Annotated in this window: 18 protein-coding genes; 11 read left to right on the top strand and 7 right to left on the bottom strand. The window is 65.5% G+C overall.

All coding sequences use genetic code 11. The features are described 5' to 3' along the window. Positions 1-75 precede the first annotated feature (75 nt). A complete protein-coding gene (locus tag BDOA9_RS23235) occupies positions 76-1260 on the bottom strand; it encodes a UbiH/UbiF family hydroxylase (protein ID WP_025036364.1) in 1185 nt (394 codons plus the stop codon). Between the two features lie 87 nt (positions 1261-1347). Here BDOA9_RS23235 and pcsA point away from each other — a divergent pair, with 87 nt between their 5' ends. After that, complete coding sequence (gene pcsA, locus BDOA9_RS23230; protein WP_025036363.1) at positions 1348-2115, top strand: phosphatidylcholine synthase; 768 nt, start codon at positions 1348-1350, stop codon at positions 2113-2115. A gap of 170 nt (positions 2116-2285) precedes the next feature. After that, a complete protein-coding gene (locus tag BDOA9_RS23225; protein WP_025036362.1) occupies positions 2286-3260 on the top strand; it encodes a quinone oxidoreductase family protein in 975 nt (324 codons plus the stop codon). Positions 3261-3408: 148 nt separating this feature from the next. Here the strand turns inward: BDOA9_RS23225 and BDOA9_RS23220 are convergent, their stop codons facing one another. Further along, complete coding sequence (locus tag BDOA9_RS23220; protein ID WP_025036361.1) at positions 3409-4599, bottom strand: acetylornithine transaminase; 1191 nt, start codon at positions 4597-4599, stop codon at positions 3409-3411. Between the two features lie 269 nt (positions 4600-4868). Continuing rightward, positions 4869-5510 carry a membrane protein gene (locus BDOA9_RS23215; protein WP_025036360.1) on the bottom strand — a complete coding sequence of 214 codons (642 nt, stop codon included), beginning with the start codon at positions 5508-5510 and terminating at the stop codon, positions 4869-4871. Positions 5511-5741: 231 nt separating this feature from the next. Between BDOA9_RS23215 and BDOA9_RS23210 the strand changes: the two genes are divergently transcribed. Further along, complete coding sequence (locus tag BDOA9_RS23210) at positions 5742-6683, top strand: hypothetical protein (RefSeq protein ID WP_025036359.1); 942 nt, start codon at positions 5742-5744, stop codon at positions 6681-6683. A 99-nt stretch (positions 6684-6782) separates the two neighbouring features. On the opposite strand, the gene rimO is transcribed toward BDOA9_RS23210, so the two are convergent. Next, positions 6783-8102, bottom strand: coding sequence for a 30S ribosomal protein S12 methylthiotransferase RimO (gene rimO / locus BDOA9_RS23205; protein ID WP_025036358.1), 1320 nt, complete (start codon positions 8100-8102; stop codon positions 6783-6785). Between the two features lie 141 nt (positions 8103-8243). On the opposite strand from rimO, the gene BDOA9_RS23200 reads away from it, so the two are divergent. From BDOA9_RS23200 to BDOA9_RS38135, 6 genes are all read left to right on the top strand, one after another. Then, positions 8244-8807, top strand: a complete 564-nt coding sequence (locus BDOA9_RS23200) for a hypothetical protein (RefSeq protein ID WP_025036357.1) — start codon at positions 8244-8246, stop codon at positions 8805-8807. A 230-nt stretch (positions 8808-9037) separates the two neighbouring features. Further along, positions 9038-9628 carry an ANTAR domain-containing response regulator gene (locus BDOA9_RS23195; protein ID WP_025036356.1) on the top strand — a complete coding sequence of 197 codons (591 nt, stop codon included), beginning with the start codon at positions 9038-9040 and terminating at the stop codon, positions 9626-9628. Continuing rightward, positions 9625-10788 carry a CmpA/NrtA family ABC transporter substrate-binding protein gene (locus BDOA9_RS23190; RefSeq protein WP_025036355.1) on the top strand — a complete coding sequence of 388 codons (1164 nt, stop codon included), beginning with the start codon at positions 9625-9627 and terminating at the stop codon, positions 10786-10788. Before BDOA9_RS23195 ends, BDOA9_RS23190 begins: the two co-directional genes overlap by 4 nt. A 334-nt stretch (positions 10789-11122) precedes the next feature. Beyond that, positions 11123-12901: a NirA family protein gene (locus tag BDOA9_RS23185; protein WP_025036354.1), complete on the top strand. Its 1779-nt coding sequence runs from the start codon at positions 11123-11125 to the stop codon at positions 12899-12901. After that, entirely contained in the window at positions 12898-14505 is a 1608-nt protein-coding gene (locus tag BDOA9_RS23180; protein ID WP_025036353.1) for a sulfite reductase subunit alpha, read from the top strand. The genes BDOA9_RS23185 and BDOA9_RS23180 overlap by 4 nt, the downstream gene beginning before the upstream one ends. Before the next feature lie 194 nt (positions 14506-14699). Beyond that, positions 14700-14852, top strand: a complete 153-nt coding sequence (locus BDOA9_RS38135) for a hypothetical protein (RefSeq protein ID WP_036028094.1) — start codon at positions 14700-14702, stop codon at positions 14850-14852. 112 nt (positions 14853-14964) lie between these two features. Here the strand turns inward: BDOA9_RS38135 and BDOA9_RS23170 are convergent, their stop codons facing one another. From BDOA9_RS23170 to BDOA9_RS23160, 3 genes are read right to left on the bottom strand one after another with little or no spacing between them, the layout of a single operon-like run. Beyond that, positions 14965-15735, bottom strand: a complete 771-nt coding sequence (locus tag BDOA9_RS23170; RefSeq protein ID WP_025036352.1) for a LamB/YcsF family protein — start codon at positions 15733-15735, stop codon at positions 14965-14967. Between the two features lie 32 nt (positions 15736-15767). Then, complete coding sequence (locus BDOA9_RS23165; protein ID WP_025036351.1) at positions 15768-16805, bottom strand: 5-oxoprolinase subunit C family protein; 1038 nt, start codon at positions 16803-16805, stop codon at positions 15768-15770. Then, the gene (locus tag BDOA9_RS23160) at positions 16802-17533 is read right to left on the bottom strand and encodes a 5-oxoprolinase subunit B family protein (protein WP_025036350.1); all 732 of its coding nucleotides are present in this window, start codon (positions 17531-17533) and stop codon (positions 16802-16804) included. Before BDOA9_RS23160 ends, BDOA9_RS23165 begins: the two co-directional genes overlap by 4 nt. A gap of 257 nt (positions 17534-17790) precedes the next feature. Here BDOA9_RS23160 and BDOA9_RS23155 point away from each other — a divergent pair, with 257 nt between their 5' ends. Together BDOA9_RS23155 and BDOA9_RS23150 are read left to right on the top strand one after the other, a co-directional pair. Beyond that, positions 17791-18489, top strand: coding sequence for a ribonuclease activity regulator RraA (locus BDOA9_RS23155; protein ID WP_025036349.1), 699 nt, complete (start codon positions 17791-17793; stop codon positions 18487-18489). A 23-nt stretch (positions 18490-18512) separates the two neighbouring features. Next, entirely contained in the window at positions 18513-18917 is a 405-nt protein-coding gene (locus BDOA9_RS23150) for a (R)-mandelonitrile lyase (RefSeq protein WP_025036348.1), read from the top strand. The last annotated feature ends 59 nt before the right edge of the window (positions 18918-18976 follow it).

The raw sequence follows: 18976 nt of genomic DNA, 5'->3' as shown, positions 1-18976 counted from the left end.
CGCCGACCTCCCCCGCAAGCGGGAGGGGTTGCACCGAGCCAGCGGTGAAGCCGTCCAACCTAACGTGCTTCGGAGCTACCGCCGCCAAGTCGGAGTCAGGCCTTCGCGCATCGCAAAGCGCCGGAGTGGGCCGATGGCGCCGAGCAAGTGCATGCCGACGGCGCGGACCGGCTGCAGCGGCAGGAAGTCGTTGAGCAAGGAGCGGTTGGCGATGTCGATCGCAAAGGTGCGGCTCAAAATGTCTGGCCGGCGGGCGCGGTCGTAGCGCTTGAGCACGTCGTCCGCGCCGGGATCCTGTCCCGCGGCGATGGCCTCGCCGGCGAGGCGGGCGATGTCGGCGGCATCGCGCAGGCCGAGATTGAGGCCCTGAGCGCCGATCGGCGGCACCACATGGGCGGCTTCGCCGACCAATGCGATACGGTCGCGGCCGAAGCATTTCGGACGCTCGATCGCGAGCGGGAACAGGTTGCGCCCGGGCTCCACCGTCATGCGTCCCAGGATCGAATGCGACTGCTTCTCGATCGCGGCCGACAGTTCCTCGTCGCTCAGGCCGCGTAGCCGTTCGGCCTCCGCAGGCGCCGCGACCCAGACGATGCTGGAGCGGTCGCCGGGCAGGGGCACGAACACGCAAGGCCCGTGCGGCGTGTGGAACTCGGTCGAGACGTTGCGATGGGGCCTGCTATGGCCGACGTTGAAGGTCAGCGCGGTCTGGTTCAGCTCGCGCCGCGTCACCTCGATGCCGGCCGCCTCGCGGCACAGCGAGTGCCGGCCGTCGGCGCCGACCACGAGGCGAGCCGAGAGAAATTGTCCGGACGCCGTGCGCAGCGCGACGTCGTCGGCTTCGATGACGACGCTTTCGGCCTCGTCGTCGAAGCGGACCAGATTGGAGAGTTCGGCCGCGCGCGCTTCCAGCGCCAGCATCAGCGAGCGGTTGTCGATGTTGTAGCCGAACGCGTCGAGGCCGATTTCGTGACAGGAGAAGCGCACCTCGGGGCTGCGGAACAGCCGCCCGGTATCGTCGACGAGGCGCATGACTTCCAGCGCAGCCGCCTTGTCCCGGCAGCGCGACCAGACGTCGAGGCTTTCCAGCAGATCGATGGAGGCACCGAGCAATGCGGTGGTGCGATTGTCGGCATAGGGAACACGGCGCGCCACCAGTGCGGTCCGGGCGCCCGCCTGCGCCAAAGCGATCGCCGCGGCAAGGCCGGCCGGTCCGCCGCCGACCACGGCCGCGTCGTGGAGTGTCGATGCGTCTGTCATGGAACGACATTTGACACGCCGGGCGGCAAATTCAAGCCCACCTATATTTCCCTGTTTTTATGGCGAATTGGGCGATCGTGCGCCGCAATGGCGGATGTGCAAACCGGTCGCATTCTGATAGCAGAAGCCATGGATATTCAGCAGGATTCCCTGAAGCCGAAACCGGCGATCCGCGCCGCGGCCTTCTCGGTGCACATCTTCACCGCGTTCGGCGCGGCGATCGCGCTCCTGGCGATGCTGGAGGCCGTGCGCGAGCACTGGGCGGCGATGTTTCAATGGCTGGGCGTCGCGCTGATCATCGACGCGATCGACGGGCCGATCGCGCGCCGGCTCGACGTCAAGAACGTGCAGCCCAACTGGTCGGGCGACGTGCTCGATCTCGTGGTCGACTTCGTCACCTATGTTTTCGTGCCGGCCTACGCGATCGTCGCCAGCGGCATGCTGCTGCCGGTTGCGGCTCCCTTGCTCGGCATCGCCATCATCGTCACCAGCGCATTGTATTTCGCCGACCAGCGCATGAAGGCCGACGACAATCATTTCCGCGGCTTCCCGGCGCTGTGGAACGCGGCCGCGTTCTATCTGTTCCTGCTGCATTGGCCGCCGCTGTGGTCGACGCTGCTGGTCGCCGCGCTGGTCGTGCTGACGTTCGTGCCGTTCCATGTGCTGCATCCGGTCCGCGTCGTGCGGCTGCGCTGGCTGACGATGTCGCTGATCGCGATCTGGGCGGTGCTCGCCTTCTACACGCTGCAAATGGATTTTCGAGTCGGCGCCGGGGTGACCATCGTGCTCTGCGCCATCGCGCTCTGGATCAGCTTCAGCGACGCCTTGATCCGCATGGCGAGATCCTTGGCGTGATGCGCGACGCACGAGAATCACGGCGAGGTCGAAGCCGATGAGGGCGAGGCGAAGTCCGCGCAGCCGCCGGAGAGCCGCCAAATAGTCGCGTTGGGTCGTTCCTGCGGGCGTCGAGTTGACAAGGCGGGCGCGATGGCTTTCGCTCAGCCGCGAGAAGAGGAGGTCAGGTGATGACCAAAGCCATCCGTGTGCACAAGGTCGGAGGCCCCGAAGCCCTGGTCTATGAGAGCGTCGACGTGCCGGCGCCCGGGCCCGGCGAGGTGCGCATCCGCCAGCATGCGGTCGGCCTCAACTTCATCGACGTCTATTATCGCACCGGCCTCTACAAGGCGCCGGGACTGCCCTTCATCGCCGGCAACGAGGCCTCGGGCGAAGTCGTCGCGGTCGGGCCCGGCGTCACCAATTTTCATCCCGGCGATCGCGTCGCCTATTACCACAATCTCGGCGCCTATACCGGCGAGCGCAACATCCCCTGGGAGAAGCTGGTCAAGCTGCCCGATCACATCACCTACGAGCAGGGCGCCGTGCTGATGCTGAAGGGGCTGACGGTCTGGTACCTGCTGCACAAAACCTTCAAGGTCGAACCGCATCATCGCGTGCTGGTCCACGCCGCCGCCGGCGGCATCGGCCTGCTCGCCTGCCAATGGGCGAGGGCGCTCGGCGCGCATGTCATCGGCACCGTCGGCTCGCGCGAGAAGGCCGAGCTTGCGGAGGCCAATGGCTGCGACCACGTCATCCTCTACAACGAGGAGGATTTCGTCGCGCGCGTGAAGCAGATCAGCCGCAACGAGGGCTGCGACGTCGTCTATGACGGTGTTGGCAAGGCGACGTTCCCGGGCTCGCTGTCATGCCTGAAGCCGCGCGGCATGTTCGTGTCGTTCGGCAATGCCTCGGGTCCCGTGCCGCCGTTCGCGATCGCCGAGCTCAACAATCACGGCTCGCTGTTCGCGACGCGGCCGAAGCTCAACGATTATGTCGGCACGCGCAAGGAACTGCTCGAAGGCGCCGACACCCTGTTCGCCGCGGTGATCAACGGCAAGCTGCACGTGCCGATCAACCACGCCTACGCACTCAAGGACGCCGCCAGGGCGCATGTCGATCTCGAAAGCCGCAAGACCACGGGCGCTTCGATCTTGAAGCCGTAACCTGCGTGTCCCGGACAAGCCGCAATGCGCAAGCATTGCAGCGCCGAGCCGGGACCCAGTTGCAACCACCACTGCGTAGAGATGGGCCCCGGCTCTGCGGCGCACCGCCGCAGAGGCGCTGCGCTGCGTCCGGGGCACGAGATCAGCACTACGCCACCCGCCGTGCCGCGCCGGCCTTGGTCAGAATCGCGTCGAGACATTCGATCATCTCGGCGATCTCGCTCCTCGTGACATTCAGCGCCGGCATGAAGCGCAAGCTGTCGAGCTGCGGGGCGTTCAGCAGCACGCCGGCCTCGAAGGCCTGCGCGACGATGCCGGGTGCGATCGGCAGCTTGAGGTCGAGCGCGAGCAGCAGGCCGCGCCCGCGCACGCCGCCGAGGCCATGCCGGGCCGAGACCTTCTGCAGCTCGCTTTCGAGCAGGAGGCCGGTCTCGGCCACCTGCTTCAGGAAGTCGGGCTTCTTGATCTCCTCAAGCACGGCAAGGCCTGCCGCGCACATGATCGGGTTGCCGTTGAACGTGCCGCCCTGGTCGCCGTGCTCGAAGCATGAGGCGCGTTCGGTCGCGAGCAGGGCCGCGAGCGGCACGCCGCCGCCGATGCCCTTGCCGAGCGTCATGATGTCGGGCGCAATCCCTGTGTGCTCATAATGGAACAACTTTCCGGTTCGGCCCATGCCGGTCTGGATCTCGTCGAGGATGAGCAACAGGCCGTGCGCCTCGGTCAGCGCGCGCAGCTGCTGCAGGAACTGATCGGTCGCAGGCCACACGCCGGACTCTCCCTGGATCGGCTCGAGCATCACGGCGACGGTGTTGGCGTTGATCAGCTTTTCCACCGAGGCGATGTCGTTCAGCTTGGCCTTCTTGAAGCCCGCGACCTTCGGCTCGAACAGCGGCTCGAACGCCTTCTTGCCCGAGGCCGACATCGTCGCCAGCGTCCTTCCGTGGAAGCCGCCTTCGAAGCTGATGATCTCGAACGCGCCGCCTTTGTGCAGGCTGCCATATTTGCGCGCGAGCTTGATCGCGCCCTCATTGGCTTCCGCGCCCGAATTGGCGAAGAACACCTGGTCGAACGCGCTGTTCTCGACCAGCGCCTGCGCAAGCTTCATGCTCGGCTCGTTGTAGAAGGCCGGGCTCGGCGTGAGCAGCCGCTTGGCCTGCGCGGCGAGCGCGTCGGCGATCGCGGGCGGGGAGTGGCCGAGGCAATTCACGGCCCAGCCCTGCACGAAGTCGAGATAGCGCTTGCGGCCGTCGTCCCAGAGGTAGGAGCCGGCGCCGCGGACGAACACGGTCTTCGGCCGTGCGGTGATGTCCATCAGCGCGTCATACGGATGCGTGGTCATGTCGTACTCCTCTGGAGGCGGGTGGAAGACGGGCGCAAAAAGCCAAGAAGGCCGCACCTTGCGGGTGCGGCCTTCTCGAAAACCTCGGCTGAATTTTAGTGGTTCAGCGGCGTCGTCGGACATGGCGCACCCTCTCATCGTCGCGGGAGCGACGACGGAGCATTGCGGTGCGCTGGTTGGTCCGGTTGATCATGGGGCGCGGCAATACATGCGAATGCCGGGGCTTGTCAAGCGGGCGTTTTGCCGAACATCCGCTTGGCGTGCGTCGGTCAGGTCAGGTGAGCGGCTTCCTCGGCGTCTTCGTCGCCCCAATCCGCCTCCGCCATCGCGGTGTCGATCAGCTCGCCGTGCATCAGCTTGAGCGGCGAATTCCAGTACAGCGCAATGTTGTGGAACGGGTCGGTCAGCACCTTGAACGCCCATACCAGGCCGGTCGTGACGTCGCGCGTGACGAAGAGCTGGAGCATGCGTGCCAGCCCGCCGCCGATTCCGATCGCGAGCCAGAGCGTGCCGACGTGCCGGATGAAGTCGAGGCGGGAGGCCGGCGCGTCTAACAGTCCGAACAGCGTCGGATAGAAGTACAGCGCGATCGGCGCGCTGCCCCAGACCAGCAGCAGCACGATCTTGCGGGTCTGGTTGTAGCCGACCTTGATCGCTTCCTTGTACTCGTTGCTGACGCCATTGACGGCGTCGTAGCCGTTCGGCTCGAAGAAGAAATGCCCGGTCTGCCGCGTCAGCATAGCAAGCCAGCCGACGATGCCGGCGAGCGCGGGGTCTATGAACAGCAGCGCGTAGCAGAACAGGAAGATGACGGCGCTGAAGAGGTGCAGCGTCTGGTTGACGGTGCTCTGGTGGTAGAAGCGGTAATCGTCGAAGCGCTGCGTGCGCAGCATGTCCGAGAGGCGGCTCATCCTCGTTCCTCGCTCGCGTTGAAAGCGCGGGCAGAGTTAGGCCGAGTCCGTGACCCCTGCGTGAATGCACTATAGTGTCATATTGCGGTGCGCAGGCCGTCTCGCCGTGTCATGCCGTGCAGCAACCATTGCATCACTGGCGCGTTTGTGATCATGGGATGCGATTTGGTTCGAACCGGATTGACGTCGGTTCAGACCAAGCAAGACGGGACCAATCAGACAGTTTCAGCCTTGTCCGACACGCCTTACCCGATCGACCTCGACAGCATTCGCGGCGCATTTCCGCCGGGCATCGACGCGCCTCCGCTGCTGGTCGATTTCGCCGCCTGGCTCGAGGGCCGTCCCTGGGGCAGCGTCGGCCGCTTCTCGCTGCAAGGCCAGTTCTCCGATTCCGCACCGATCGTCGACGGCAGTCCCTTGCGCGAAAGGTTTTCGTTGTTCATGCGCCTGCCGGACGGCTCGGCCGTCGGCGGCTGGTATGGCGCCGGCCTCGACCGCGACAATCCGCCGATCGTCGGGCTGGGCTCCGAGGGCGATTACGAATTGCTGGCGCCAAGCCTCGACGGGCTGCTGGCCAAGCTGACGTCGCAAGCTTTCGACAGGGCCTGGAGCGATCTCAAGCCCCATGACGAGGTCCAGTGCCAGACCGTCGAGCTGGCGCAATGGCTCGCGGAACGGCCGGCCGGCGAGGCCGCTGCAGCGGACGAGGACGCATCGGAGCTGCCTGATTTCCGCGGCTTCATGGAAAAATGGAGCCGGGATCGCGAGGACTTTTGGGCCAACCATCGCCTGATGGCCGAGCTCGGCTGGCGGCTCGCCGCCCATCTGCCCAAGGGCAAGAATGCCTGGGACAAGACGCGTTTCGAGGTCGCGATCGTCGGCAAGCAGTATCAGGCGCGCGTGCTGACGCGCGGGCCGCAGCCGTTCGAGGAAGCGGCTTCGATCGAATCCCTGCTGCGCGATCTGCGCGAGGAGATGTGGAAGGCTCAGCCTGAGCTCGGGTTATGGTATGCGATGAGGTTCGGACTCTACGCCGACGGCCGCGTCATGCCGAGCTTCGAATACGAGGCGCGCCCGACCATCGACGGCGAGCCGGCATTGCTCTCCGAGGCGAAAGCCGACCTCGCCCGCGCGCCAAGGCCGGAGCGCTGGGTGCCGAAATGGCTGGCGTAGCCGCCTCCACATCGTCATTGCGAGCGCAGCGAAGCAATCCAGAATCCCTCCGCGGAAGCAGTCTCGATTGCTTCGCTGCGCTCGCAATGACGGAGAGCTTCAGAACCCCGCAACGCTGCCGTGCAGGTCGTACGCGTCGGCGCGCTCGATCTTGGCGGTGACGATCTCGCCGACGCGCAAGGGGCGGCGGCTGGAGAGATAGACCGCGCCGTCGATCTCGGGCGCATCGGCCTTGGAGCGGCCCTTCGCAACGGTCGGGCCGACCTCGTCGATGATGATTTGCTGGCGCGTGCCGACCTTGCGCTTCAGCCGGCGCGCCGAGATCTTCTGCTGGCGGGCCATCAGCGCGTTGTAGCGCTCCTGCTTGATCTCTTCCGGCACCGGGTTCTCGATCGCGTTCGCGGTCGCACCCGCAACCGGCTCGTATTTGAAGCAGCCGAGGCGATCGATCTCGGCCTCCTCGAGCCAGTCCAGCAGATAGGCGAAGTCGGCATCGGTCTCGCCGGGGAAGCCGACGATGAAGGTCGAGCGCAAGGCGAGATCGGGACATTGCTCGCGCCAGCGCTTGATCCGCTCGAGCGTCTTGTCCTGGGCGGCCGGGCGCTTCATTGCCTTCAGCACGTTCGGGCTCGCATGCTGGAACGGGATGTCGAGATAGGGCAGCACCTTGCCCTCGTTCATCAGCGCGATGACCTCGTCGACATGCGGGTAGGGGTAGACATATTGCAGTCGCACCCAGGCACCTAACTCGCCGAGCTCGCGCGCGAGGTCGAGAAATTTGGCGCGGACCTGGCGGTCCTTCCACGGGCTCTCGGCATATTTCAGATCGACGCCATAGGCCGAGGTGTCCTGCGAGATCACCAGCAGCTCCTTGACGCCGGCGCCGACCAGCCGCTCGGCCTCGCGCAGCACGTCGTCGGCCGGGCGCGAGACCAGGTCGCCGCGCAGCTTCGGAATGATGCAGAAGGTGCAGCGATTGTTGCAGCCCTCGGAGATCTTCAAATAGGCGTAGTGCCGCGGCGTCAGCTTGATGCCCTGTGGCGGCACCAGGTCGAGATGCGGATTGTGCGCCGGCGGCAGCGCACGGTGCACGGCATCGAGCACGCTCTCATATTGCTGCGGGCCGGTGATGGAGAGCACGCCCGGATAGGCCTGCTCGATCGCTTCCGGTTCCGCGCCCATGCAGCCTGTCACGATCACCTTGCCGTTCTCGGCCATGGCCTCGCCGATCGCCGAGAGCGATTCCTGCTTGGCGCTGTCGAGGAAGCCGCAGGTGTTGACGATGACGATGTCGGCCCCGTCATGCTTGCGGGCGAGCTCGTAGCCCTCCGCGCGCAGGCGCGTGATGATGCGCTCGGAATCCACCAAGGCCTTGGGGCAGCCGAGTGACGTGAATGAAATGCGCGGCGCTCTGTCCATGTAATCGCCTGGGCCCTATCTGAATTGTCTGGATTTGCGATCCAAGTAATTGAACCGATGGCGAAATTCAACAACTAACGTATGCGACGCGAAGCCAAGGCAGTCCTCGCGCGTTGCTTGATTTCACGGAGCTTGACCACGATGCGCCGTTTCATCCTCGGCTTGGCTTTCGTTGCCGCTTCTTGTGGCGCCATGTTCCCGGCGCGAGCTGAAGTCGACAAGATCATCCATGTCTGCGATCGGCAACAACGAATGTGTCCGGAATTCAGGCCACGCGTGACGGCACCCGATGGGTGGACCAGGGACGAGGCCGCGAGCCTCAAATACGGCGCCTCGATGTTCGTGCCCAAGGGGAAGACCTTCGGTAACGCAGAGGCAATCATCTATGCCGAAGGCCGCTACAACAAGGACGGGACCGAATTGGGTCGATGGGTTGCAACGAGCGATAGGGAATGGGCAACGACATCCGGCAAGAATGCCAAGATCAGCACGCTTCCCTCGGTCAACCCAAAGGTCATCATCAACCGCTACGACAATCCGTCCCTGAAGGACCAGCCGATCGAAGTGATCGCCCATTACGCCGATGTCGACAGCGACGGCAATTCCTACGTCGTGCGGCTGGCGGTCTCCGGGCGCAAAGAGGCGACGGTGCTGGCGGCCCTGCCGCTTCTCGACAAGATGATCCTTGGCGCGAAGATTCCCTGAGAGCGTAAGCTCAGATCAGCTGCCGTCGGGCACAGTGGGCGGCACCGAAAGTTTACATTCGTTCCCTCACACGCGCACGAGCGACACGAAGCTGAGCTTGGGCGCAGCCGTCTGATCCATATCCGATCTGCCCGATTGACCGGCCTGAGCTAGTTCCAATTGCCCATAATTACAACCCTTTGCAGGGCGATCCGGCGTGCTATGGATGAATCAGCTGCCGTGAGTGAGCCATGAGCGCCGAACAGTCGCCCAAAATCGTGATCGTCGACGAAAGCCCGATCCGGGCCGCGATCCTGGAGGAGGGATTGCGCGAGGCCGGGTTTACCCAGGTCGTCCATATCAGCGAGATGCAGAGCCTCTTGGCCCGTATTTATGCGGCTGACCCCGACATCATCGTAATCGATCTCGAAAACCCCAGCCGCGACGTGCTGGAGGCGATGTTCCAGGTCAGCCGCGCGGTGAAGCGGCCGGTCGCGATGTTCGTCGACCAGAGCGATTCAGCCTCGATCCAGGCCTCGGTCGAGGCGGGGGTGTCGGCCTATATCGTCGACGGGCTGAAGAAGGAGCGCATCAAGCCGATCCTCGACCTGTGCGTGTCCCGCTTCAATGCCTTCGCCAAGCTTCAGGAGGAGCTGGAGCGTACCAAGTCGCAGCTCGAGGACCGCAAGGTCATCGAGCGCGCCAAGGGCATCCTGATGAAGGTGAAGGGCCTGACCGAGGACGAGGCCTATGTGCTGCTGCGCTCCACCGCGATGCGCGAGAAGAAGAAAATCGGCGAGATCGCCCAGTCGATCATCACCGCGTCGGAGATGCTGAAATGACCGTTCCCCTCCGCATCGGGTTCATTCCGCTGGTCGACGCCGCCGCGCTGATCGTCGCGGTCGACAAGGGCTTTGCCGCCGCCGAGGGGCTCGACGTCGAGCTGGTGCGCGAGGTCTCCTGGTCCAACGTCCGCGACAAGCTCAATATCGGCCTGTTCGATGCCGCGCATCTGCTTGCGCCGGTGGCGATCGCGTCCTCGCTCGGGCTCGGTCACGTCAAGGTGCCGATCGCCGCGCCCTTCAATCTCGGCATCAACGGCAACGCCATCACGGTGTCGCCGGCGCTCCATGCCGCGCTGATGGAGCAGATCGACGGCGATCGCTTCGACCCGATGGCGACGGCGAAAGCGCTGGCGAAGGTCGTTGCCGTCAGGCGCAAGGCAGGGGCCGAGCCGCTCACCTTCGGCATGACCTTCCCGTTCTCCACCCACAATTATCAATTGCGGTTCTGGATGGCGGCGGCGGGCGTCGATCCCGACGAGGACGTGCGCCTCGTGGTGCTGCCGCCGCCCTATATGGTCGACAGTCTCAAGAACGGCCATGTCGATGCGTTCTGCGTCGGCGCGCCCTGGAACTCGGTCGCGGTCGATCTCGGCATCGGCCACATCCTGCATTTCGTCTCCGACATCCTGGTCCGTGCGGCGGAAAAGGTGCTGGCGGTCCGGCAGACCTGGGCCGATAAGAACCCTGATGTGGTCGCAGCCCTGGTGCGGGCCGCCGTAAAGGCCGCCGAGTTCATCGAGCATCCCGAGAACCGGACCGAGGCAGCTGAGATCCTGGCGCAACCGGAACGGATCGGCGTCGATGCCGAGGTCATCCAACGCACCCTGACGGGGCGCCTGAAGATCTCGCCCGATGGCACCTTCCGCGAAAGCAGCCGCTACCTTTTGGTCGGACGCGAAGGGGCAGGACGGCCCGATCCGGTCCAAGCCGCCTGGCTCTATGCGCAGATGGTGCGCTGGGGCCAGACGGCGCTGACCCCTGACGGCGTCAAGACGGCGATGGCGGTGTTCAGGCCCGATCTCTACGACGCGGCGCTCGGCAACAGGGCGCCGACCGAGGCTCCCGCAGCGTTCGGCGCCTTCGTCGGCCCGACCTTCGACCCCGCCAATATCCGCGGGCATCTCGAGGCCTTCGGGGTCGGGCGCTGGAAGGCCTGAGTTCGGAGCTGCTCCGTTTTTGAGCATGCCGGCTGTTTGGCTAATGTTTGAGCGCACTGCATGAATTTCGGGAAAGTTCCCCGGCGGGATCCGCTCCCCCTTGTTTTAACTATCTGAAAATTCAAGATTTTCGATTTCCGTCAGGCTGGCACGCAACTTGAATATTGCACTGCGGCCAGCTTGTCATAGGTGCCTGCTGAGCCAAGTCCCACAGCAACGAAGCTGATCGGACCGTCGGGTAGCGAAGCAGGCGTCAGAGCCAGCTGAGTTCCCACGGGTCGCGCAATTTTCCGTCGATGCCACCGAGGTGGCCGCAGGAGCTTCGTTACCGACCATGAAAATCGATACCGTCTCAGTCGACTTTACCGACGAGCAGAAACGCTATCTCGAAGGCTTCACGACCGGCCTGCAGATCAGCCGCGTCGGCCGCGGCCTTGGCGGCGGCGGCAAGGCGAATGCCGAGCCAACCGGTCCCGACGCCGTGCATATCAAGGCGCAGGACAAGGTGATCGCGTCGGGCAAGAAGCTCGCCGACCAGGAGAAGTTCAAGCGCGACGAGCACCCCTTCGACGCCTATCCGCGGCTGCGCCAGCAGGCCCTCGACAACACCCCGCCGAGCCCGGCGGACAATTTCCGCTGGCGCTATTACGGAATCTTCTATGTCGCGCCGACGCAGGACTCCTACATGTGCCGCCTGCGCATCCCTAACGGCATCATGAAGCATTGGCAGCTGTCGGGCCTTGCCGAGCTCGCCGACGAGCTCTGCGGCCCCTACAGCCACGTCACCACGCGCGCCAATCTGCAGCTGCGCGAGATCCCGCCGAAGCACGCGATTAGAATGATCGAGGGCATCCAGGATCTCGGCCTGTGCTCGCGCGGCTCCGGTGCCGACAACATCCGCAACGTGACGGGAACGCCGACCGCGGGCATCGATCCGCAGGAGATCATCGACACGCGGCCCTATGCGCGCGAGTGGCACTACCACATCCTCAACGACCGCTCGCTCTACGGCCTGCCGCGCAAGTTCAACGTCGCCTTCGACGGCGCCGGCAAGATCGCCGTGCTGGAAGAGACCAACGACATCGCCTTCACCGCATACGAGGTGAAGGACGGCTTCGGCGTCGAGCCCGGCGTCTGGTTCCGGCTCGGCCTCGGCGGCATCACCGGCCACAAGGATTTTGCGAAATATTCCGGCATCATCGTCAAGCCGGAGCAGGCAACCGCCGTCGCCGACGCTATCGTGCGCGTCTTCATCGACCATGGCGATCGCACCAACCGCAACAAGGCGCGGCTGAAATACGTGCTCGACGCGATGGGCCACGACGGCTTCCTCAAGCTGGTCGAGGAGCGGCTGAAGACGCCTTTCGCGCGGGTGCCGGAAGAGGCGTTCGCGCCGCGGCCTGCCGCGGATCGCATGGCCCATATCGGCGTGCACAAGCAGAAGCAGGACGGCCTCAACTGGATCGGCGTATCGCTGACGCTCGGCAAGCTCAGCTCCGATCAGATGCGGGGCCTCGCCAAGGTCGCGCGCGATCTCGGTGACGGCGAGATCCGCCTGACGGTCTGGCAGAACCTTCTGATCTCGGGCGTGCGCGACGCGAATGTCGAGCTTGCCGTTGCCGCGATCAAGCAGATCGGGCTCGCGGTCGAGGCCTCCCACATCCGTGCCGGCCTGATCGCCTGCACCGGCAATGCCGGCTGCCGCTTCGCAGCGTCCAACACCAAGCGCAATGCCGCCGAGATCGGCGACTGGTGCGAGCCGCGCGTCGCCATGGACAAGCCGGTCAACATCCATCTGACCGGCTGCCATCATTCCTGCGCGCAGCACTACATCAGCGACATCGGCTTGATCGGGGCGCGCGTGCCCGTGAACGAGGAGGACACGGTCGAGGGCTATCACCTCTTCACCGGCGGCGGGTTCGGCCCCGATGCCGATGTCGGGCAGGAGGTCTATCACGACCTCAAGGCCGAGGACGCGCCGAAGACGGTCGAGGCGCTGCTCAAGGCCTATCTCGCCCACCGCGCCTCACCCGATGAAACCTTCCTCGCCTTTGCGCGCCGCCACGATGGCGAGACGCTGCGCAAGCTTGCCGATGCACAGGTGTCCGCATGAACCAGATCACGCCTCCACCGAAACTCGACATCATTCCCGCCAGCGCCCCGTTCTCGGATGCGCAGCGCTCCTGGCTGAACGGCTTCTTTGCCGGACTGCTCTCGCCCGACGTCGCAACGCCGCTGTCGGCGGAGCAGGGCGCCGCGGTGATGCAGGCCGGCGACGGCGACGACGGCGAAGCGCCATGGCACGATCAGACCATGCCGATCGCCGACCGCATGAAGCTCGCGGAAGGCCGTCCCGTCCGCCGCAAGATGATGGCGGCGATGGCGCAGCAGGATTGCGGCCAGTGCGGCTACAATTGCCACGATTATTCGGAGGCGATCGCGAGCCGCAGCGAGGCGCGGCTCAATCTCTGCGTCCCCGGCGGCAAGGAAACCGCGCGGATGCTGAAGTCGCTGTACGAGGAGCTCGACAAGGCGCCCGCGGCCAAAGCTCCCGAGAAAACGGACGCGGTGGCCGCGCCGGCCGTGACCGTGACGATCGCAGAGCCCGGCCGTTCGCGCGACAATCCGATTCAAGCGACGTTCCTGTCGCGCCGTCTTCTCAACAAGGGCAACTCGGAGAAGGAGACCTATCACATCGAGTTCGATCTCTCCGAGAGCAAGCTCGACTATGTCGTTGGAGACAGTTTTGGCGTCTTCCCGCGCAATGATATCGGCCTCGCCGACCAGATCATCGCGCTGCTCGGCGCCTCCCACACGACCAAGGTCAACGGCAAGACGCTGCGCGAGGTGCTGATCGACGACGTCTCGCTGTCGCCGGCCCCCGATACGCTGTTCGAGCTGATCTCCTTCATCACCGGCGGCGCGGCGCGCGAGAAGGCGCGGGCGCTGGCGCAGGGCGAGGATCCCGATGGCGATTCGGCGACCCTCGACGTGATGGCGGCGCTGCAGAAGTTTTCCGGCACGCGGCCGCATCCCGAAGCCTTCGTCGAGGCGCTGGAGCCGCTGCAGCCGCGGCTCTACTCGATCTCGTCCTCGCACAATGCGACGCCGGGAAAGCTGTCGCTGACCGTGGACTCCGTGCGCTACGTCATCGGCAAGCGCAAGCGGCTCGGCGTCGCCTCGACCTTTCTCGGCGAGCGGATCAAGGAGGGAGAGAAGCTCAAGGTCTATGTGCAGAAGGCGCACAATTTCGGCCTGCCGCAAGACCCGAAGACGCCGATCATCATGATCGGCCCCGGCACCGGCATCGCGCCGTTCCGCGCCTTCCTGTTCGACCGCAAGGCGACCGGCGCGCCCGGCAAGAACTGGCTGTTCTTCGGCCATCAGCGCAGCGATTGCGACTTCTTCTATCAGGACGAGCTCAACGCCATGAAGACCTCGGGACTTCTGACGCGCCTGTCGCTGGCCTGGTCGCGCGACGGCGAGAAGAAGTTCTACGTGCAGGACCGCATGCGCGAGGTCGGTCGCGAAGTGTGGACGTGGCTCGCCGAGGGTGCGCATCTCTACATCTGCGGCGATGCCAAGCGCATGGCCAAGGACGTCGAGCGCGCGCTGGTCGACATCGTCGCGCAGTTCGGAGCCCGCTCGACGGATGAGGCCGTCAGCTTCGTTGCCGAGCTCAAGAAGACCGGCCGCTTCCAGGCTGACGTGTATTGAGCCCGCTGTGGCCCGAGCCGGTTCCAACTGGCTCGGATTTGAACGAATAAGATTCTCGGAACCAGCATCTGCAGAGAATTTGCATCTCCGATGTGGCGCGGTCGGAGAAGGCGCATCGCTATTTCCGCCACCATCTTGCCTCCCGCCCTGGTTGATCCTTCATACTCCCGCAAATGGGGCGTTGGAGATCGACCATGCGCGAACTATCGGCGGAAGCCAGGCTGCACTTCTACGCGCGCTCGCTCTCGCGCCGGACCGGGGCGAGCATGCACCACGTTGCGATGTACAGCGCGTTTGCGGTGATCGCGGCGATCGTGTTCGGGACGCTGTCGGTGCATCCGTTTTGAAGGTCTCGTAGGGTGGGCAAAGGCGCGCTTGCGCCGTGCCCACCATCTCTCGACATAAGATCAATCCGGTGGGCACGCTTCGCTTTGCCCACCCTACGGCAGCTGTCGTGCCTCACGCCCCGCGCTTGAACGGCGCCACTTCAATCCCCGCAGCCTTCAACGCCTGACGCAACGTCCGCGCGATCTCGACCGCGCCGGGCGTGTCGCCGTGGATGCAGACCGTATCCGTGCGCATCTTGATGACCTTGCCTGTGACCGACACCACCGCGCCCTCCTGCACCATGCGCACCACGCGATCGGCGATCGTCTTGGCGTCGTGCAGCACCGCGCCCGGCTTCTTGCGTGACACGAGGTTGCCGTCGTCCTCATAGGCGCGGTCGGCGAACACCTCGTGCACCATCGGCAGGTTGGCCGCTTCGCCGGCCTTCACCAGCTTGGAATTGGCGAGCACGACGAAGATCAGGCCGGGATCGACCGCCTTGATGCCGGCGGCGATCGCCTTCGCCGTCATGTCGTCCTCGCAGGCGACGTTGGAGAGCGCGCCATGCGCCTTCACATGGGTGACCTTGTGGCCGGCCGCGGTCGCGATCGCCTGCAGCGCGCCGATCTGGTAGGCGACGAGATTCTCGATCTCGGAGGCCTTGAGCCCCGCGATCGGATGCCGGCCGAAGCCGTGCAGGTCGCGATAGCCGGGATGCGCGCCGACCGAGACGCCGCGCGCTTTCGCCAGCTCCACCGTCCGGCGCATGATGTCGGGATCACCGGCATGGAAGCCGCAGGCGACGTTGACCGAGCTTGCGAGCTCAATCATCGCGGCGTCGTTGCCCATCTCCCAGGCGCCAAAACCTTCGCCGAGGTCGCAATTTAGATCGACTGTTGTCATGGGTTGCTCTCCGCCTCTGGTCTTGTTGTCGCTTACGGCTCCGCCGTGACCTGCCAGGTCCCGGAATCGACTGCGCTGACCGCATAGCCCGCCACATTAGCATCGCTGAGCGCCTCGATGTTGAGCGTGACGGTGTCGGAGGAGCGCAGGCGATCGGGCAGGCTGCGGATCGTTTGCGCGAACTTGCGCGCCTCGTCCTGCGCTTCGGCCATGCTGACCGCCTTGAAGCGAAACGCGGTTCCTGCCGAGGTCTGGGCGAGGCGGCCGATGTCGGCCGTGATCACCGTTGCGATCTTCGGATAGCCGCCGGAGGTGCCGCGATCCATCATCAGCGCGATCGGCGCGCCGTTGCCGGGAACCTGGATGCTGCCGTTCACCGTGCCGTCGGAGACGATGTTGTGGCCGTGCAGATGCTTGATCGCGGGGCCCTCGAGCCGGTAGCCCATGCGGTCGGAGGTCGCCGAGATCTTCCACCCGCTATCCAGGAACAGCGCCTTGTTGGCGTCGTCGAACTCGTCGTCCTGCGGTCCGAGCAGCACGCGGATCGGACCTGTCGCCGGCTTCGGCAGCTCGATACGCAGCTCCTCGGCACCGCTGGCGGCATCGACAGTGAACTCGTCACCGGCCTGGAGTGGGCGCGGGTAGGGGCTGCCGAGGCCGGCGCGCGCGTTCACGGCGAGACTGCCGAACACCTGTTCGCCCTTGATGGCGCCTTCGATCGCCAGATACGTGAAGGCGCCGCCGCGGGCAAAGCCGAGCGTCAGCGTCTGGCCGTCTTTCAGCGTCACCGAGCTGTCCATCGCGACCGGGCTGCCGGCGATGTCCGCATTGCGCGGCGCGCCCGATATCGCCACGCGCACGGCGCCGTCGCGGGCGGTGAAGGAGGCGCCGAACGGGCCGATCTCGATCGCGGCCGCGAACGGCTCGTTTCCGACCAGCGTGTTCGCAGCCGCAAGCGACAGCCGGTCCATCGCCCCGCTCACCGTCAGGCCGTAGCGCTGCGCGCCGTGGCGGCCGCCGTCCTGGACCGAGCTGGCAGGGCCGATGCTGGCAACGACGAGCCGGCTCATGCGTCCACCTGCTCGGCGACGATCTCGCCGGCTTCCGCGGCGCGGTCCATGTCCTCGAACGTCTTGTGGTCGATGGCGTAGAACGTGACGCGGTCACCGGGCTCGGTGAGAAAGGTCGGATTGCGGTGGAGCTGATAGGTCCGCACCGGGGTGCGGCCGAGCAGGTGCCAGCCGCTCGGGGCGGCCAGGCACTGGATGCCGGCCTGGATGCCACCGATCGAGATCGTGCCTGATGGCGTCAGCAGCCGCGGCGATTGCCGCCGCGACATGTGCAGGAATTTGTCGAGGCCGCTGAGATAGGACCAACCCGGCGTGAAGCCGATCATGGCAACCTTGTAGTCGCCGCCCGAATGCCTGATGACGATGTCATCCGGCGTGGTGCCCAGCGTCTTGGCGACGTCCTCGAGATCGATGCCGTGCTCACCGCCATAGGCGACGGGAACGCGCCAGCGGCGCGCTTTGGTGACCGGCGGCAGCGGCCGGGTGGCGATCGGGAGGATCTTTTCGCCCAGCGCATCGAAGCCGATCTTGCCGGGATCGTAGTGGATCAGCAGCGAGCGATAGGTCGGCACGGTCTCGGTGATGCCGTCGATGGGCGCAGCGGCAAGCGCCTTGTCGAGCGCCAGCACGCGCTGGTTGGCATCGTCGTCGATGGTGCGGCTGAACTCGACCGTGACGGCACTGTCGCCACTGGGCAGAAGGCGGGGCGGGGGAAGCGTCGCGGCCATTGAGCTGTCGGTTGCGCTGTCGGTATCGGGCTTCTCGGAATGCGGGCTCGACCTTGAGTTCCGCGTGTCCCTGCTTCGCGTAAATGTGCCCGCAAGTCCAATAAATTAATCCAAGGGCGCACGATAAACCCTTGTTATCGCATCGCATAACAGCCCGGCGGCCCTGCGTAATTGCCAGCCTCTTTGCCCTTGACGGAAACCGCTCGGCTCGCAAGATGCGCGCGTTCTTTCCCGCACCCCGGAGCTCGTTCTCGTCCATGTCGCTATCCCCCGAAGCCCGCAAGACCCTCGCCGGCATCACCACCGCCACCATCACCACGGTCCTGCTGAAGAAGGGCCTGCGCAATGTGTGGATGCGGGGCGCGCGTCCGCTGCGGCCCGGCCTGCCGCGGCTGGTGGGACCGGCCTTCACGCTGCGCTTCGTGCCGGCGCGCGAGGATCTGGCGACGCCGGAATCCTGGTCGTCACCGATCTCGACCCGCACCGCGATCGAGGCGATGCCGGAGGGCTGCATCGCCGTGGTCGATGCCATGGGCATCAAAGATGCCGGCATCTTCGGCGACATCCTTTGCGCGCGCATGGTCAAGCGCGGCGTCACCGCGCTCGTCACCGACGGCGTCGTGCGTGACGTCGAGGGCGTGCTCGGCACCAATCTGCCGGTGTGGTGCGACGGCTATGCCGCGCCGCCGTCGGTTGCGGGCCTCACTTTCGTCGGCTGGGGCGAGCCGATCGGCTGCGGCGGCGTTGCCGTCTTCCCGAACGACATCGTGGTCGCCGACCAGGACGGCTGCGTGCTGATCCCGCAGGCGATGCTCGACCACGTCCTCAATGAGGGCGTCGAGCAGGAGCGGATGGAAGCCTGGATCGTGGGTGAGGTGAACAACGGCGCGGTGCTGCCGGGCCTCTATCCCATGAACGCCGAGACCAAGGCGCGCTACGCCGCCAGCAAGAAGTAACGGACAAGGAAACGAGGACCCTCATGGACATCACGCTCGCCGGCACGCGGCCGACCCGCCAGGCGCCGAAGGAACACTTCACCGGCACCGTGTGGCAGGACCCCATCAACATGGCCCCGGCGCCCGCGCGGCTGAACGTCTCGCGTGTCGCATTCGAGCCGGGCGCACGCACCAACTGGCACCATCATCCGCTCGGGCAGACGCTCTACGTGATCTCGGGCGTTGGCCGCGTCCAGACCAAGGGCGGCCCGGTCCAGGAAATCCGTCCCGGCGACACCGTCTGGATTCCGCCGGGTGAAGTGCACTGGCACGGGGCGTCACCGAGCAACGGCATGTGCCACATCGCCATGCAGGAAGCGCTCGACGGCGTCTACTCGACCTGGCTGGAGCCGGTGACAGACGCGGAGTACGGGGCGGCGGTGGGTTAGTTCGCGTGCCCCCGGGGGCCCAGAGTCTTCGCACCACTGAGAGCACTGGGTCCCGGCTC

The sequence above is a fragment of the Bradyrhizobium sp. DOA9 genome (genome assembly GCF_000617845.2).
Lineage (GTDB): Bacteria > Pseudomonadota > Alphaproteobacteria > Rhizobiales > Xanthobacteraceae > Bradyrhizobium.
This window is presented reverse-complemented; position numbering and strand designations above follow the sequence as displayed.